This window comes from Bradyrhizobium sp. UFLA05-89 (assembly GCF_059803475.1).
In genome coordinates, this window is the sequence record NZ_JBANBA010000087.1 from 1 (window position 1) to 16,691 (window position 16,691).

At 58.8% G+C, this 16,691-nt stretch carries 13 protein-coding genes and 2 pseudogenes; 4 read left to right on the forward strand and 11 right to left on the reverse strand.

The window, feature by feature from the left end:
- Window positions 1-1,071: 1,071 nt before the first annotated feature.
- A complete protein-coding gene (locus tag SO139_RS32930) occupies window positions 1,072-1,287 on the reverse strand; it encodes a hypothetical protein (RefSeq protein WP_498541263.1) in 216 nt (71 codons plus the stop codon).
- 1,189 nt (window positions 1,288-2,476) lie between these two features.
- The gene (locus SO139_RS32935) at window positions 2,477-2,989 is read right to left on the reverse strand and encodes a phasin family protein (RefSeq protein ID WP_474804942.1); all 513 of its coding nucleotides are present in this window, start codon (window positions 2,987-2,989) and stop codon (window positions 2,477-2,479) included.
- A 748-nt stretch (window positions 2,990-3,737) separates the two neighbouring features.
- Here SO139_RS32935 and SO139_RS32940 point away from each other — a divergent pair.
- Window positions 3,738-4,109, forward strand: a complete 372-nt coding sequence (locus tag SO139_RS32940) for a hypothetical protein (protein WP_474804944.1) — start codon at window positions 3,738-3,740, stop codon at window positions 4,107-4,109.
- Window positions 4,110-5,062: 953 nt separating this feature from the next.
- Here the strand turns inward: SO139_RS32940 and SO139_RS32945 are convergent.
- From SO139_RS32945 to SO139_RS32970, 6 genes and pseudogenes are all read right to left on the reverse strand, one after another.
- Window positions 5,063-5,308: a hypothetical protein gene (locus SO139_RS32945; RefSeq protein WP_498541264.1), complete on the reverse strand. Its 246-nt coding sequence runs from the start codon at window positions 5,306-5,308 to the stop codon at window positions 5,063-5,065.
- 609 nt (window positions 5,309-5,917) lie between these two features.
- Window positions 5,918-6,643, reverse strand: coding sequence for an LrgB family protein (locus SO139_RS32950; protein ID WP_498541265.1), 726 nt, complete (start codon window positions 6,641-6,643; stop codon window positions 5,918-5,920).
- Window positions 6,630-6,842 carry a CidA/LrgA family protein gene (locus SO139_RS32955; protein WP_498541266.1) on the reverse strand — a complete coding sequence of 71 codons (213 nt, stop codon included), beginning with the start codon at window positions 6,840-6,842 and terminating at the stop codon, window positions 6,630-6,632. Before SO139_RS32955 ends, SO139_RS32950 begins: the two co-directional genes overlap by 14 nt.
- Window positions 6,812-7,003, reverse strand: a complete 192-nt coding sequence (locus SO139_RS32960) for a hypothetical protein (RefSeq protein WP_498541267.1) — start codon at window positions 7,001-7,003, stop codon at window positions 6,812-6,814. Before SO139_RS32960 ends, SO139_RS32955 begins: the two co-directional genes overlap by 31 nt.
- A gap of 3,364 nt (window positions 7,004-10,367) precedes the next feature.
- The gene (locus tag SO139_RS32965) at window positions 10,368-10,610 is read right to left on the reverse strand and encodes a hypothetical protein (protein ID WP_498541268.1); all 243 of its coding nucleotides are present in this window, start codon (window positions 10,608-10,610) and stop codon (window positions 10,368-10,370) included.
- 11 nt (window positions 10,611-10,621) lie between these two features.
- Window positions 10,622-10,831, reverse strand: a pseudogene (locus SO139_RS32970) (SOS response-associated peptidase); the annotation flags it as partial.
- A 1,098-nt stretch (window positions 10,832-11,929) separates the two neighbouring features.
- On the opposite strand from SO139_RS32970, the pseudogene SO139_RS32975 reads away from it, so the two are divergent.
- Window positions 11,930-12,395: pseudogene (locus tag SO139_RS32975) on the forward strand (carbohydrate porin).
- Here SO139_RS32975 and SO139_RS32980 read toward each other — a convergent pair.
- Window positions 12,392-12,919: an inorganic diphosphatase gene (locus SO139_RS32980; RefSeq protein WP_498541269.1), complete on the reverse strand. Its 528-nt coding sequence runs from the start codon at window positions 12,917-12,919 to the stop codon at window positions 12,392-12,394. The pseudogene SO139_RS32975 and the gene SO139_RS32980 sit on opposite strands and share 4 nt — an antisense overlap.
- 65 nt (window positions 12,920-12,984) lie before the next feature.
- A complete protein-coding gene (locus SO139_RS32985) occupies window positions 12,985-13,500 on the reverse strand; it encodes a YciE/YciF ferroxidase family protein (RefSeq protein ID WP_498541270.1) in 516 nt (171 codons plus the stop codon).
- Between the two features lie 220 nt (window positions 13,501-13,720).
- On the opposite strand from SO139_RS32985, the gene SO139_RS32990 reads away from it, so the two are divergent.
- On the forward strand, window positions 13,721-15,226 hold the full coding sequence (locus tag SO139_RS32990; RefSeq protein ID WP_498541271.1) for an FAD-dependent oxidoreductase: 1,506 nt from the start codon (window positions 13,721-13,723) through the stop codon (window positions 15,224-15,226).
- 116 nt (window positions 15,227-15,342) lie between these two features.
- Window positions 15,343-16,485, forward strand: a complete 1,143-nt coding sequence (locus SO139_RS32995; protein WP_498541294.1) for an NAD(P)/FAD-dependent oxidoreductase — start codon at window positions 15,343-15,345, stop codon at window positions 16,483-16,485.
- Here the strand turns inward: SO139_RS32995 and SO139_RS33000 are convergent.
- Complete coding sequence (locus tag SO139_RS33000) at window positions 16,482-16,679, reverse strand: hypothetical protein (protein WP_498541272.1); 198 nt, start codon at window positions 16,677-16,679, stop codon at window positions 16,482-16,484. The two genes, SO139_RS32995 and SO139_RS33000, sit on opposite strands and share 4 nt — an antisense overlap.
- Between the last annotated feature and the right edge of the window lie 12 nt (window positions 16,680-16,691).

The window sequence follows — 16,691 nt, forward strand, 5'->3', positions numbered from 1 at the left end:
TTGTTCATTTTTGGAGGACTTGGACCCCTATTGGACCACCGGGAAAATCTGGCAGATGCAGCGGCGGCGCGCACTAAATGTGGCAAGGTGCGGCGCAACGCCGATGCTCAATCCTCCTTGAAAGGCGCCGACCAGAGGGGGGCGTCGAAGGATGAGACGGCGGTCTGGCGGATGTGTTCGTGTGGACGTGGGGCGTCGGGCCCGCCGCAGAAGCAGCGTGCAATCCCTTCTGGACGCTGTGTCGGCACCGGAAGCGCGAGTGCACATCTGGTTCTTCCAAGTTGTTGTGCGGCAACTGGAGGTGGCCGGCGGCATTCACCGGGAACAACAACTAGCCCCTGGTAGGATTTGGCGAATTTCACCATCGATGCTGCGGGACCGACTGCACGGCGCTCAAGCAGCACTGTTGCCACCTGGGCGCGCCAATGGCGGTTAGTCCAGCGCGAAGTGCTGGCGCCGACCGCACCGCAAGCGCAACCATTGCAACCATTAATGGATGGCGGCGCATTTCCCGCCGGCTGAGGCGGTGAGGCCTAGGCCCGCTTCGGCACGCAGATAATTTAATAATCTTAATATTTGTTGTTGCCCTGCCAATAAAATGCACATTTAATTTGGTCGTTAAATTCCGCCGTTGTCGTGAGGCCGGGCCTATATCGGTCTTGGGAATCAAGGGTCACAGACAGTTGCCACCCCCCGCGATTCCTCTGCACGCACTGCAATCTGTTTCATAGGTGAGTTCCTTCCTAAAATGAGTGAAGTTGATTGCCGGTGCAGCTTTTGTGGAGGAATTTCAAATGGGTAGCGCTATCGACCATAACCCCGCCGCTGTTCTTCGCCAACTAACGGAAAGCCTACTGGCCCAACTTTGCGAACTGGAGAATCTTCGAGAGAAAGTAGCTATCGCTGAGGGACGATCTCGACCACGGGCGGACCAGAAGCATCGATCGGAATGTGCTGGCGGCAAGCACAATCGGAACCTCCATCGCGATTTAATGCGTATTAATGAGAGCGCCGCCATGGTTCGGGGGAATCATGTTTCAACAACATCTCGAGAACTTGTCCATCGATGAATTATGGATACTCCATCGGCAGATGGAGGTAATTCTGCACGACAAACTGCTGACCAGAAAGCAGCACCTTGAGAGGCAGCTGGAGCAGCTCCGCCAACAAAAAGACGAGCAGAGTCGACACTAGCTGGTGGACATCAGAACGGGCTGCTGCCGCCCCTTTTGGCACCCAGCCGCCTGAAGGCAGGCGCTCACAAAGGTAAGCATGGGCATATTCCATGCCCTTTCGGGGCAGGTCGCCCCCGCTCGCCCCAAGCCTCCGACCGCAGTCCTGTTGTGCGCGATGCTCGGCGCCGTTATGACGTGGGCACAGCCCGCCTGTCGCGCCCGTGGCCGCTGCGATCGAGCCGCTCGATTTCAGCAAGCGCTATCCGCCCGCGTGGTTCTTCGGCGGCCCCTTGCCCGGATCCATGGGGCGGGCGGGATCAAGCCGCCGCCGGGATGGAGCTGCGCTCGCCGCCACTGTCGTTGCTCTCGCGCTAGCCGCGTTCGACTGAGCTCGCCGGCGAACGGGATCGCGGCTTTCAATCTGTGACCGCTGATGCAATCACGCGCTTCGCTGCTCAACACGATGGCAAAACGTCCTTGCTCTTGAATGGCGATTAAATGGATCGTTCACCGACCATTCACCACTACGACGGCGGTCGCAGCCAGAGGCAGTCGAACACAAGAACCAATGCAAGTGAGCCGAGTTAACTACAGAGGATCGCGAGTGGAATTGTGTCAATGAAGCGGCACCGGTTCATACGAAAGGCTTCGCTGAAGGCCCGGCTCGACCTAGAAGCACGGCAGTTGAGCGATGAGGCAAAATCCATTCCACCAGGGCACAAGAGAGACAGTGTGCTTCGGAAGGGTCGACAGAACGAAACTACTAACATTGCCGGGTGGCTGATATCGCTGCACAACGAAAAGGGCACTCCGGCGGATCGAACCTGATCGGCCCCCGCGGTAAGGAGCGTGCGGACCTTTGGAAGAAAGCCCACGACGCCGCCCGGATCGACGGTTGGTTGCGTTCCTCCGAGCTGCGTCCGCCAGAATAAATATTGCGCATTCGTATGAACTGAATTTTGATGCACTACCCGGCGTTGCGGATTATGGACGACAGAGATCTGCAAGCCCACAGCGAACGAGCATTAGTCGTAGTCACCCTCAGTAATCAGCCGGGCGTAGGTCCGCTCTCGTGCATCTCGAGCCAGCCGCTGTCGATCGCGAGCTTGATGCCGGCACCGAACTCCGCACCGCTGGCCTTCAGCGCGTAGAGGAGCGGGGCGTTGATTTTCCATGATCTGGTAAGGCCTGGATCAGCCTAGGAGCGAAGGGCTGTCATGAAGTGTCATCGCAGGTCTTCCGAAGCAAGCAAACCGTAGTCAGCGTTGTGTCCATCCATTTGCCCAGCGAGGGGCATTGCCTCATCGTCCAGGCAGAACCGCGAGCTTCCGAGACGGATCGATGCGCCAGAACGGATATGCAGCCATTTCTTTTGCATGCTGCCCGAACATTTCGATCCGTCTGCTTGTAAATTCCATAATGACGGCGAAAAAATCAGTTGGCGACCTGATTGCTGTAAGTCTCAGGTAGAATTCAAAAGCAAGATGCCCATTGGCCTGGGCTATCTCAAGAAGCTTCGCTTGATAAGCCTGCATGTGGGCCGTCGCTAAAGCGAAGCTTTTCGCTGGATCGCTATCCCTCATCCTCTGACTGAGGTCGCCTGGTAACGCATCCACCCGGGTCTCAATGAGGGGAGCATCGCCTTTTGGATCCTCATGTAGCTTAGGAGCTGGCTCAATCGAGGCTGCCGCAACAGAGCGCAGAAAATCGTCTTTCGGGCTTCTGACAACGGCCTGCTTGTTCCGTTGGGCTCGCGCGGCCTTTTTGGGATGGCGGACGCGCTTTGACGCAGTTGCCAATTTGCGTTTGCTCATCTGACGCTCCAAGAAAATGGGGTGCGATCACAACGGTCATTTCTGAAAAGACAACGGGCTTTGCGATGTGGCGTTCCAAACCCTCGGATTGTCCGCATGAACTGAGCCCAATCGCACGTTCTGGAAGTCGACGATGATTTTAGGTAGCAACTCCAACCGGCGAACGTCTAGCTGGTGATCGGACGGACCCATGTCCAACGGCGGTCAGTCTGAGAACAGTCGGCCATCCGCTCGCTGTGCTCAAAGGTAGCGCTTTAAGTTGCGCCGACTGCGCAGGCGCTCATGCCTTTTCTTTCGGGAAGGACCTCCTCGAAGGGAGCTGGTCACGAGCGGTAAAGGAATCGATCGCAATAGGCGGCGGCGCGAGCGGTCTAGCTTGCTCTTATGTCTCGAGCGCGTCGGCTTGGGCGTGGTGGGCCGCCAGGCTGCGCCCGATTGCCTGACGCCCAATTCCCACAAAACAGCAAATTTGGCTCGGCAGAAAATAGATCAGCGACCACTCGTAAAATTCCCGGGTTCGATACCAACGCCGATCGCGCGGGAGGCGCAACCGCCAGCGGCTCGCGATACATTGGCGACAGTTAAGGCGGTAAACGACAAGGCCCGCCAGCGTGACCCGGCCGGCCTCGGCACTCCCGGCATCCTTAAGAGAAAGCTCAGCCAAATGTAAGGACGGCTTAAGGACTCCCGCCCACGGCCGGTACTAGCATCGCCATGGTGATCTTGTGAACACCGCCACCGCGCCAACATGTCTTTCATCACGTTTCATTTTCTGCGCTGTGGCGGTTCGCCGCGTCCGGCCCGCCTTAAACGCGTATCGGAGCTGACCGAAGATTTCGAGAAATGGAATCGTATCATGTTTTATCGATTATCGGGCGTCGCACTTGCGACTCTCATACTGGGCACCATCGACGTTGTCGCAGCGGACCTGCCGGTTTATGAAGTTGCGGGCCTCCCGATCACACCGCATCAATTGATGGTGCTGGGACCGGCCGGCGCGGAGCAGGACCTCTCGCCTTTCATACAGACGATGGCGGGAATGCCAGCGTCGCCGCATCAGATCGCGGTCCTCACGCCGCGTCCGGCGCAGATCGGGCAGCAAGCTTACAACAAGCGGTGAGCCGCGGTCCGGAATCTGGCGACCGCACTTCAAGGCACGCATGATGCCAATCCGGGCGAGAATCGTCGGGCCGCCTTGCTCGGCCACCAGGATCAGGGCATCCATCGTCGCTTGCGATTCCGGGGCATCATGCACGGCCTTGGGCAGCGCGGCGACGTTCTCGCCGGCGTCACGGCAGCGTTCAGGTTGCGTCAGTGCGACATCTCAGTTCAGAACGCGGCCGACGTCGATCCAGGCGAGCACTGCCATCAGGATGTTCGCGACAAACACCAGTAGCGCGAGGCCCGTTCCGGACGACAGCTTTCGGCGCAGCCAGAGAGTTTTTCGCCGTGTCAGTAGACGGCCCAGTGATAGATGCCGGCCGCTCTCTTATGAAGTACCAGGTAGGTCATAATGGAAGTGTGGCACGCGAACCTTCGTGTAGCGCGATGCGGGCCGCGCGCCGGGGTTGGCTGGCGGTCCGGCACACGCCCCCGCCGAAGATGTGCCGAGCCTAGCCATGCCAGCGCGCTGGTCGATCCGACCGGCTGGAACCAATCGTGGCGACAATGTGGATGCGCCGCTAGAGCTTGGATGCAACACTGTCGACGGAAATAGAAACCCGCCCGGCGGCTGGCTGCCCATGCCCGCCGGTTGGGGCGATGATTGAACGAAGCGCAAGCCGCCATCGTGTGCAGCCTTTGATCACCCCGTTCTTTGATTCGGCGACCAACTGGCGATTTCAACCAGCTTGCGGGCCGCGGCTTCAGGGTTGGCGAAGGGGCGTTCGGCCGTGAGCTTCATAAACCAGCCCTAGCGCGAGTCGCGCTTGGGAAGATGCTCATCATGATCGACCCACTGCTGCCTCAGGATCGCACTATACTTGTTGCAAGCTTTGCAGATGACACCTCGGCACAGTGTTCCGCTCCCGATCCGTGGATGTTCGCCATTTGGAACGCTTGCTACCCCAACGCCTAAATCCAACCGCGCGACCTTTCAGATTTGCGCTCGCGTGGCAGTCGGAGCTGCTCTAGCCCTTGCTCTATTAGTCGCAGGTCCTCTTCAACGTGCTTCAAAGCCGGACGCGGATTGATGCCGGGCGGCGTGGCTTGTAGGCCTCCGAGCAACTGGCGCCGAAGTTCACGCATGTCCTCCAATGCTCGGCGGTTCTTCAAACGTACATAAGCGGAAACGATCAATTCAATGGTGTTCGATGGCATGGGTGCTCCGAAAATACGTTCCTGAAAAAGGCGCTGTCGGGCGGGAAATACAGATCCCGGCAGCGCGGTATTTTCTAACTGGGCAAATCCCAGTTGATTTTGACTATGCAATGGTCATGCCACAGGTTTGTGACAAGCCCGTCCTCGCGGGCAAAGAAGAGGCCCCAGCTCAGGGGGACAAGCTGGGGCCATTCGTCACGCGGGTACCTGACGGGGACCAGGTACTGCGCCTACAACCTGCTTCCGAAGTTCTTCGTTCCTTGTAAGCTTCAAGAATCGCCATCCGCGCTGCGCTTTTAGTCTATCCAGAAGTGGACGGAGCAAGGTCTCCGACCGTCTATGCGTGATCCGCGGTCCACCCTATTCAAGCTACCTCCAACGGCCCCGGCAAAACTGCAGGCAATATCCGTCAGGACCTTTCCGACTTCGCGCGGGCGTTCAGCCTAGTCTCGGCCATTCAAGAGCTGCACATATGTCCCGCTTTCGGGCGGACAGGTCTACGCATGCCGCGATCAAAGAGGCGCCGACGCCGGTTTGCAAAATATCGCGGCCCGCCGGTTTCACGCTGGGCACAACTGGCGGCCTCAGTCTCCGCGCTGGACCAGCCAGTCAGAGCAGTCTGCATATCAATGGAAGCAGGACCGCTGTCAGCACCCCATTCAGACCCATGCCAAGTCCAGAAAACGCACCAGCGACCTCATTGATCTGGAGAGCGCGCGCGGTTCCGATTCCGTGTGAGGCAATGCCCATCGTCAAACCCACCACGCGCGGGTCATCGATCCGTGCAAGGCGCGCAATGATCGGCCCAAGGACGGCACCTGTGATGCCCGTCATGATGACCAACACGACCGTAAGCGTCTGAAGGCCGCCGATCTGCTCGGAAATGCCGACAGCGATCCCCGCCGTCACCGACTTAGGTGCGATCGAGAGGATCGTCTGCGAGCTCGCTCCGAGCATCCACGCGAGTCCGACAGCGCTCATCACGCCAACGGGCAATCCGACCACGAGGCCTACCGCAATTAGACGCGCGGACGCACGAATAACAGCCCTCTGCCGAAATAGAGGTACTGCGAGTAGAACGACTGCAGGCGCCAGCATAAATTGTATCACGTCAGCGCCGTGCAAATACGTTTCGTAAGGAATATGTGTTGCTTCAAGGCCGAGTGAAATAAGAATAATCGCGAGTAGTGTCGGATTTAGCAAAGGATGATTGCCACCGAGGCGCGATATGCGACTGGCCGCGAGAAAGGCAAAGACCGTCGCGGCGGTTTCCAGGATGGGTCTGTCCGCCAGGCCAGTCCAGGTCATACTGGTGAGATGGCTAAGGCTGGACATCACGAGTTGCTCCCTCAAGCCGGTCGGATTCGTGCTTTTGAGCTTTCGTTGCTGTGACGCCAAGCCGGCTCACAACGACCATGGTGATGGAAAGAGTTATCGCTGTGCCACCAATCACGGCCGCCAAGATCGGAAGCACCTCGGTCTTGAGGACACCAAGATAGGCGATTACGCCGACGCCAGCCGGTACAAAAAGCATGCCCAGAAATTGAAGCAGCCGATCCGCAAGGACACCCAGATCGTCTCGGCATAGAGCAAGATCAGGCCCGTGACGGGCGCGGGAAGGGGCAGCAAACCCGACCTTGCGGCTATTTCACCGATGCAAAGCCAACCGAGGACTCGCGCAATCTGCTCAAGCATAGCGACAGCCTCCAAAGGGCACGCGGCATAAGCGTTGCCTGGTTTCGCCGGGGCGTCCTGTATCTAGCTGAACGCCGCGACAGCGTTCGGTGGCAATCGCCACCTATCATGGCAATGCGTTGGCCTTTGCCAACTCTGTTTCGGAGAATCCGGGCCCCGCGGATGCGAGGTAGATCACAGCGAGCGCGACGAGCGCGAAAGCCGCATACGAATATGTGATCCAGTGATTTTGAATAGCGAGGTGCGGTCGAATGATCGCGTGTTCTGCAATGTTCATGGCAACACTCCCCATGCTGCGTTTGAAAATGCGAGACGATCTTGCGACAGAAACTCCAACGATGGTGTGAAGCCGCTCACACCGATCGTAGAAAAGAATTTTGACGTCTGATTCTTAGCCAGAGCGGGCCTTCACCCAATCTGGACGTCTTGGACTATTCCGACTTGCTGCCCGACGTTCGGGTCGATTACTTTTACGGAGACTGCGCGCCAGCCAGATCGCATAAATCGAATCCGTCTGTCGAGGTAGCTCGGCGCAAGGCGCTTGCTAGACAGATCGGTGAAGGCTTGTGACCATTGTTGGCGATTTCGCTCGGTCTCTTTGTCGGCGGGCCTCGCGACGATCTTCTAGATATTGCTGTAGCCACCGACCAAGATCGGAGGAGCGCCGAAGTTGAGCGTTGTACAAGATCTCGTCGAGATCACGGAATTGAATGATTTTATTTTCCTGCATTGCCTTACTCCGAAGAGTTAAAATCGTTTCAGGATTGCTTTAAGACGTGGGCCACTTGCTTTTTTGGATGCGACGGCTCAGGTGGGTTGCCCCGACGGCAATTGCTGTCGCGATGGCGGTGAAGAAGGTGGAGGCGACCAGAGATCGTTGGATGCGAGCCATGGCCTAATGCGAAAGCTCGTACTTCCGGATCTCCTGCAACCGCGTCAGGCAATAATCTCGATATAGATCTTCAATGAGTGCCCACATGACCGAAATCCCCGTTGGTCAGTGTCATGAGGTTAGCTCGGGTGTTTCCGGATTGCTTCGCCGGTTCTGGAAAATGGTTGCTGTTCGGTGTTGGCGTCTGGGATACCAGTCAGCCGGAGAGGCTTAGCGTGGGGCAATGCAGCTCTGGCAAGAGGCTCGACGCCTGATCTGCGGAGATCATTAGGAAGCTGCGCCCGGAAGCTGAATTAAGGTCGAGACGGACGCGGGCTGCGGTCTCGCTTCAGAGCTCACGCCCCATCGCGCCATGGCTGGGCTGGGCCGATACTTTCTGCTCAAGCTAAGTCGCGGGCGCAACGTCAGCCAGATCTTAAACTGTCCACCGGACAGATCGTGGTGTGATTAGACATTACAAATGCGAAATCGGAAAAAGTGGCAGTTGGTTGAACCTTCGCCTAGTACAATCAGACTAATTGGTACCGGGAGTTTTGCATCATCCCCACCCCGGGGCTGGAACGCCGCCGTCCGCGGTACATTTAAGCGGGCGGCGTTTTTGCTTCGGTCTGTAAAGGAGGACCGGCCCCGGCGCTTGGAGGCTGGCAGAAGCGCCCGGGCCGTCCACATGCACGGCCGCCGCCACTCGCGCCGAAATCACTATGTAGGCAGGAACGAGAAGCCTTAATCTGCTTCTGCGGATCTAAGCAACACCGCATGCAGGCGAGCAAGACACGCTTTGTTCTTTTACAACCGGCAAAGCACATTCAGGGTGTGTCCGCTGAGAACCAAAGAAGATCGATCGGCGCTTGTTAGTTTGTCTTCAAAAGCTTGACGTAGGTTCCGCTCTCGTGCAGCCGAGCTCGACTGCCATCTGCCCGCACGGAATTCCCCGCCGGTGGCCTTGAGCGCGTAGAGGAACGGCGCGTTGATCTTCTCGATATGGATGCGGCCATGCACTAAGCGTCGCCGCGGTCTCGGAGACCATGGTTGCCTGTGGCCGTCCCTCTTTTAGGGGAACCACCAAAAGTTCCGCCCGCGCTTCGGGCGCTCCCGGGCTGGTAGTTTGTCATCGCAGTCGGGAATGAGTGGAGGCGCGTTGCCTTCCAGTTCGGCAATCCGGTTGACCAATTTTCGCAGACGCGTCGGTAACGGTGAGGTGTTGCGAGCGAGGCTATGCTGAAGCCGCTCACCAATCTCCTCGCAGATCGCCCGACAATGGTCGAGTTCTAAAGCTTCGGTCAGGTGAGGGTCTTGGAGCGGAAGGGGCTTCGCCATGGCTGCCACCGTTGGCTTTATGAGCAAGCTTCATTGTTTTTCCTGCCGTCGCCGTCGTAACGCGGAAGGTACTTGCCGCGATCCGGCGGAACCCGAAACTTTTTTATCATAGGCGAATTTATCGAAGGGGCTGCCCGAGGCGGAGGCATGCCATGGCTACCATATCGGTGCGTGACGCGTTTCTTACGGTCGCCATCATGTCCGTCACTTTCCTAATCGAAATCGGCTTCTTCGCCTTGATCGGGGTGTTCTGAACGCGCGCTCTGGGCACCCCACAAATGGAGGGACCATCGCTATGAGGACCGATATCTCGCTGCGATTGTGATAGCTGTTCTCGCCGCTGGTAGGGGGCTGACAGTCAATTCTGTCGGCTCGCCGCCTTCCGAAAAGCAGTCCATGCCGAGTGCCGTGCAAGCAGCGGACCGGTTAGCTGAGGCCGTGGATCTGCTTCGGTCCGGTGGCTAACAGCCCCGGGCGTAACTCAAACTCATCGCTCCTAAGCGCTTTCGCAAAATCCCTGGCGCCGCCGACCGCACATGAAGCGACCGTGCGCCCGTAACCGCGAGGCTCATCGGCGTGCATGAAACGGGCCGACTACCGATGAATGCCGCCATTTCGTTGGCCGCCTTCGCTCCGCATCGATATTCCAGGCTATCGCCCTCGACAAATCTGACTGCTCTCGGAGCATCGATGCACCAGAGCCGGATGCGCCTGCCGTGGAGTTCGAGGGTGTCGCCGTCAATGATGCCGGCGCGGCCGATTAGATCAGCGGGGACTGCCGCTTCGATCGACGCCGCAAGAAAAAGCGATGCGATTTTGAACACGCGCGTGGGAGCATCGGCAGTAGTGCTCGGATGACCTATTGTGGTGGGGTGAGCGGTATCGGTCCGCGCCGCAACGGAGGTCCCCTATGCTGCCAACGTAGAGCAAGCTCCGGATTGGTCATCCAACGGTAGTGAAGTTGGCGAAAGCTCCGGAAGTAAGGTCCGCGTTGTGCTGAATTCGGATATGGTCGATCAGTTTGGCCGTGTCTCGCATCGCGTCTAGGACGAAGCCTTTCCAGTAGACGTAACAGATACGTTCTCAAAGGTGCTGTTCTCGATACCTACCGCCATCAGTTCAAGCACATTCAAATAGCTCCGTACGTGGTGATAGTCATCGGTTTTGCAGAATGCGCAAATGGTTGACATTTCGCAGCACGCCTACTGCACTCCTGTACCTGTCGTAAGCGATCAACAGTTTTTCATTTATCTCTGTTTTGAGAAAGAAGTCGATCGCTGCGCGCCGACGGGCGATTGCTTTCTGGGTCAACAACGACCACATCGCAACCCCCAGCGCGCTGAGCGCGATGACCACGGTACCAAGTGGCGCGATCCTTGCGAGTTCTTCCAGTGTCAAGTCTGCCCCAATTATGCGGCCGCGCGATCTTCTTTATCCGCCCCGCGCATTACAATTTTCAGCGCGTCATCCTGCAACGACCGCTGCAACGCCTTCGCCTCATCCCATGGCGCGCGCATCCAAACGTCGCGCTCCTCGTCGGTCGTCAGGATCACCGTCATGGCCTTGGGGTGGACGCGTTTGACCTCGGCGTTGGGATCGCTGGTCAGGAAGGCGAACACATCTGCGGTCGCTTCGCCTTCCCATCAGATGTTTTGCGAGGGACTGGCGTCTCTTTCTGACGGACGTCTGCTCACGATTGGTGGGCAGCAACGATGGGGCGACGATTTATAATCTGGTTACCCACTCCCCTCACACCGGACTCCTACTGAGGCCGGTGCCACGCCGAACGCAGCTACCCGCAGCCTATCAGCCCATGAACAGCTTGACAAACATCGACCACACTGCAGGCTCGGAGGATCGGCGGGTATAACAGACGTTCGATGATTATTGGCCACCGGGGATAGATTCTGGTCTCAATATAGACCCATTTCTTACCTGTCTCTGAGGGGTCGCAAGTGCCAGATTTGGACGACTCTTCGCTTCCGGTCGAATCAGATCGACCCTTTGCTCGGTTAGCCCCAGAACTCGCCGAAACACTTTGGCTTGCTCGACTACCTCGCAACACAACCTGAGGGTCTCGTATGGCCCGTAGTCCCTTCAAAGGCCGTTGCTCAATCGCAGGCCGTCACCGAAAAGGCGGAGGCGACCGGCATTGAGCGAGATTTGGCGTCCCCCACTACAGCGGTGCGGCGCATTTATCAAATCAGATCTCAGTTGCCATATTACGACAAGAACTGGGACATAGCGTCGGATGCCGCTTTCCTGTCGCGGGCAAAATCCACGCTGAGTGAGTTGGCCGCTCCCGCAACGTCGCTAACGATAGGTTTCACTTCGATGGTCATGGATGCGAACGTCGGGGCCGAAGGTGAAACCCCTTCGGCCTACGCATCCCGAGCGCGCTCAGCGACGTCCGAGTTCTCCGGACCGGTTTCCGGGATCGCTTCCAAACCTGAAGGACGAAGCGCGCCGGCTGTCCCGGTCTATCGGCAATCTAGTCCCTTACACTACGTGCCTTTGTCACGATACTTGCCATCGTGATTCTCGCACTTTGAATTTTAAAACGGTCTTTATGAAGCCCGCCGACGTGTGGGACCACACGCGCTATCCCGCACCAAAATCATGCGCCTCTGCGGCACGAGCCGGACAGCCACGCGATGCGGTCCCGGTACTCGGCTGGCGCCTTCGCTTTCTGCCTGATGCCGTCTGACTACTGACAGGTGCTCGGCGGGACCCTTCGCGGAGACGATGTTCGACAAAAGGTCTATCGCGTACCGAACAGCGCCGACCGCGGGATCGGTATTTTTGCGCGCATCTCGGACGCGCCGGCCGACCGTAATCTGATCGACCGCTACGCCGACGCCGGTATTGAATTCATTGGTCTCAACGACAGCCGTCCCGACGATAAGTTCGGAATCGCGGCAAGCTACGCGCATGTCGAAACGCGCACAGGCGCTCGATACCGAGCATCGTACTTTTCTAGATTCCGCGTGGCCGATGCGCAGTTTCGAGCGCCTTCTGACAGCCGTCTATCAATACCAGATCAGGGACGGGTGGACGTTGCAGCCCAACCTGCAATACATCATCCACCCGAGTGGAGGTGCCACGAGCCCCTCCAGTGCAGTGCCCGGAAACATTCTTCATAACGCAACCGTGCGCGGCTTGCGTACGACCCTGAAGTTCTAGTTCGCGGCTCGGCGGGCCAGCCGCTTGATGGTCTTGGTCGCGCGGTTCGGCCCATGCCAACCGAGGAATTGCAGCTCTTTGTTCTCCAACGCATTCGTCGCCCGAAAGAACTGTTCGAGATCGTCGCGTGCATGGGTGGGAAGATTACGGATATCCTTGAGATCCGCTTCGAGCGGTGACCGGTCGGGCACCGCAAACACGCGATCATTGCGCTCGCTCTTGCCCTTTTTCTTCTGCTCGACTTCGAGAATGCCGATTGGTCGACAGCGCAGCACGACGCCTGGATAGGTCTGCGCATCATGCAGGATCAGCACATCCAGCGGATCGCCATCCTCGGCCTTGGTCGAGGGAATGAACCCCCAATCATAAGGATAGGTCAGGCCTGCCATCAGTGGCTTCGCCAAAGCGAAAACGCCAAGCTTGGGATCAAAATCGAGCTTGCACGAGCTACCGCGCGGCGTCTCGACCACGGCGAAGATATTGTTGTCGTCGGCCCAGCTCGGCAGTTTTGTTAGTTTGGTCATGGCGGATGACTTGGCCTCGTAAGGAGTAGCGGGCCCGGCGGAATCGACCCGCCGGGCTCTACCAATCAGGCGGCGGTGGAGGCCTTCTTGTTGACGCCCTTGCGCAACGCAACCGTGTTGAGCTTGGCGTTCGCCGCTTTCTCTTCGTTGAGGTTCGTGGTCAGGAAACGCACGATATCGTCGTGGCCGAGTTCTCCCGCCCAAGCGATCAGCGTACCATACCGGCATATCTCGTAATGCTCGACGGCTTGCGCGTTGGCGACGATCGCCGCATCGAGCACCGTCTTGTCTTCGATCTCGGCGGCCGTCTCGTCCGCTTCCTTGATGATGCCGTCGATGGCCGGACATTGCGTGCCACTCGGCGATTGGCCGAGTTTCTCGAACACCTTTTCGAGACGCTCGATTTGCTTGTTGGTCTCCTCGAGATGGTTCTTGAGACCTGTGGCCAGATCCCGGTTGGTGGCCTTGTCGATCATTTTCGGCAAGGCCTTGGTGATCTGCTGCTCCGCATAATAGATGTCCTGCAAGCCATGCAGGAGCAGGTCATCCATCGTCTTGATGTCTTTCGTGAATAGTCCCATGACGTCGCTCCTCGAATTCAAAGCGATGGAACGGCGGCGACAGGGCTTTGTTCCTCGCTCTTGCCGCTGCCGCGGTGAGCGAGTGCGGTCCCGGAGCGTGAGCTGCTCAACGGGCTGTCGCGCACCGATCATCCCTGAAGCCTGGGGGAGGTGGCCGCCCACGCGCCCGTAGGAACCTGCGCAAACAGCCCGCGTTTTGCCTCTTTAGCTGGAGTTCAGCATGGTCAGCACCTCGCTCTGGATGGAGACCGAAATCCTGCCCGAGGCGGGTGCGCTAAAAGGCGATGTGCACTGCGATGTCGCCGTCGTTGGCTCCGGGATTGCCGGGCTCTCAACGGCCTACGAGTTCATGAAGCGCGGCCGGTCGGTCATCGTCATCGACCGCAAAGGTATCGCCAGCGGCATGACGGCGCGGACTTCGGCGCATCTCGCGCCTCTTTGCGATGATCTGATGAGCGAATTCAAAAAGTTGCGCGGCGTCGAGGCGGCCAAGCTGTTCTACGAAAGTCAGGCCGCCGCCGTCGACAGGATCGAGGACATCCAGGCCAGCGAGAAAATCGCCTGTGACTTCCTTCGTCTTGACGGCTATCTGTTTCAGGGCAACGGCATGCCGGCCGACATGTTCGACGAGGAGCTGGAAGCGGTGCGCGAGGTTGGAGCACCGGTTCACCGGCTGGTCGGCGTGCCTCTCAAAAATTGCGACGACCGGCACGTCCTTCGATATCCACGCCAGGCGAAATTCCATCCCCTCAAATATCTCGCCGGACTTGCCGCCGTTTGCAAGAGCGGCGGCGTCCGCTTCTTTGCCAACAGCCCGGTGGAAGAAGTTGCCGAACTAGACGGCGCCGTCACGCTGCGAACCTCGCAAGGGCAGATCACCGCCGCGCATGCCGTGATCGCGACCAACGCCTCCATCGCCGACCGCTTTCAACTGCACACGAAAGTGGCTCCTTACCGTACCTACGTGCTCGCGTTCGCCATAGCGCGGGGCGAGCTTCCCGATGCGCTCTATTGGGACACCGAAGATCCCTACCACTATGTGCGGCTGCAAACGGGCCCAGACGAGCATGATTTCGTTCTTGTCGGCGGCGAAGACCATAAGAGCGGCGAGGCCAATGATGCCGATCGGCGGTTTGCCCGCCTGGAAAGTTGGGCGCGCGACTTGATCCCGGCCCTTGGCCCCGTCACCCATCGCTGGTCGGGCCAGGTTCTCGATACGATCGACTATGCCGGCTTCATCGGCCGCGAGCCCGGCAGCGAGCGCATCTACCTCGCAATGGGCGATTCAGGCCAGGGTTTGACCCATGGCGTCATGGGCGCCATGTTGAATACGTCTCTCATTCTGGGCGAAGACCATCCGTGGAAGTCCGTCTACGCGCCGGATCGCAAACCGCTCGCAGCGGCGCGCAATTTCCTGCGCGAGAACATCACGATCTTGCAAAATCTAGCGGAATACGTCGCGCCGGGTGAAATCGCTTCGCTCGAAGAGCTTCAGCCGGGTGAGGGCGCCATCCTGCGGCGGGGGCTCCAAAAGATCGCCGCCTACAAGGACAAGGCTGGCGAACTGCATCTTCATGCGGCCAGTTGCACCCATATCGGCTGTCATCTGCACTGGAACAGCTTTGAGAGCTGCTGGGACTGCCCGTGCCACGGTTCGATCTTTGCGCCCAACGGCCAGCCGATCAATGCTCCGGCCGTGTCGGCCTTACGCCCCGCGAAGGTCTAACGAAATCTGATTAAGGCGGGGAGCGTTCCATCTTCAAGGACGATGACATCGAGCAGGACGATCTGCGCAGCCCGCGTATACCCTGGGCCGTTCTGCCGCCGCCGCCAATCGAGCCGATCTCTGACAGCTTTCGTTGTGAGGTTCTGATCATCGGCGCCGGCATTACCGGTGTGCTGGTGGCCGAGCGCCTGACACGGCAAGGCCACCAGGTGGTCATCATCGATCGCGAGCTTCCCAGTCTCGGTAGCACGTTGGCCAGCACCGCCATGCTGCTCTGGGAAATCGATCGTCCGCTGTTTGAACTCACGCAGCTCTATGGTTTCGAGAAGGCGGTGCGCTGTTATCGGGCCAGCCATCAGGCGGCGCAAGGCCTGCGATCCCTGGTTGCGCATCTTGGAATTGCCTGCCAGATGCGGCCGCGTCTTTCGCTCTATCTCGCCGTCGATGACAATCCGAAGCTTGTTCAGGATGAATATGCGCTGAGAGGCCGCGCCGATCTGCCGTCCTTCCAACTCGATCATGCCGCGCTGCTCAAGCGCTTCGCCATCGCCCGGGCGGGCGCTCTGTTGTCGAGGGACGCGGCCGACGCCGATCCGGTGCTGCTCACGCATGGCCTGCTTGATGTTTCCCTAAGGCGCGGCGCCCGCCTCCTAACGGCTAATGCAGTTGCCTACGATACTACGGCCCAGAACGTAACCGTCGGCCTTGAAAGTGGGCTTTCGATCGACGCGCGCCACGTGGTGCTCGCGACTGGCTATGTGATGCCTGATATTGTGCGGCCCAGGAGGCAGCAGCCCGCTTCCAGCTGGGCTATCGCGACCCGGCGGCAGCCGAGCCATCTATGGCCCGAACAGGCCCTGATCTGGGAGGCAAGCCGGAACTATCATTATGCGCGGACCACCGCTGATGGCCGCATCATCCTTGGTGGCGAGGATGATCATGCGCTCATCGAGCCTGACGCTCGTAATGACGCCACGCCGGCAAAGGTGGCCGCGCTTAAGAATTATCTGAAGGCTCTTTGGCCGCATGCATCGGACCAGGTCGACTTCCGTTGGTCGGGCGCCTTCGATACCACCCGTGACGGCTTGCCGTTGATCGGCAGGGTACCGGGCTGCAACAATACTTTTGCCGCCTTTGGCTATGGTGGCAACGGCATTACCTTCAGCTTCCTCGCAGCGGAACTTCAGGCCGCGTTGTTTGCCGGAGGCTCTTCGTCCCTGCTCGATGATCTTGCGATTGACCGGGATATTCCCGGCTAACGACGCGCGATCAGGCAGCCCAGCATGAAGGCGACGACCAGCGAGGGCAACGGCGCCCCTCGCACCACATCCCGCAGAAAAGCGAGCGCCTGGCCCGGCGGCTGCCCTTCCAGGCTTTGACGAACCGTGCGGGCGGTCTCTCGCACGCCTTCCGAAACCTCCTTCACTTTTGCCAAGGCGTCTTCGCTGTCCATCTCATCCTCCTC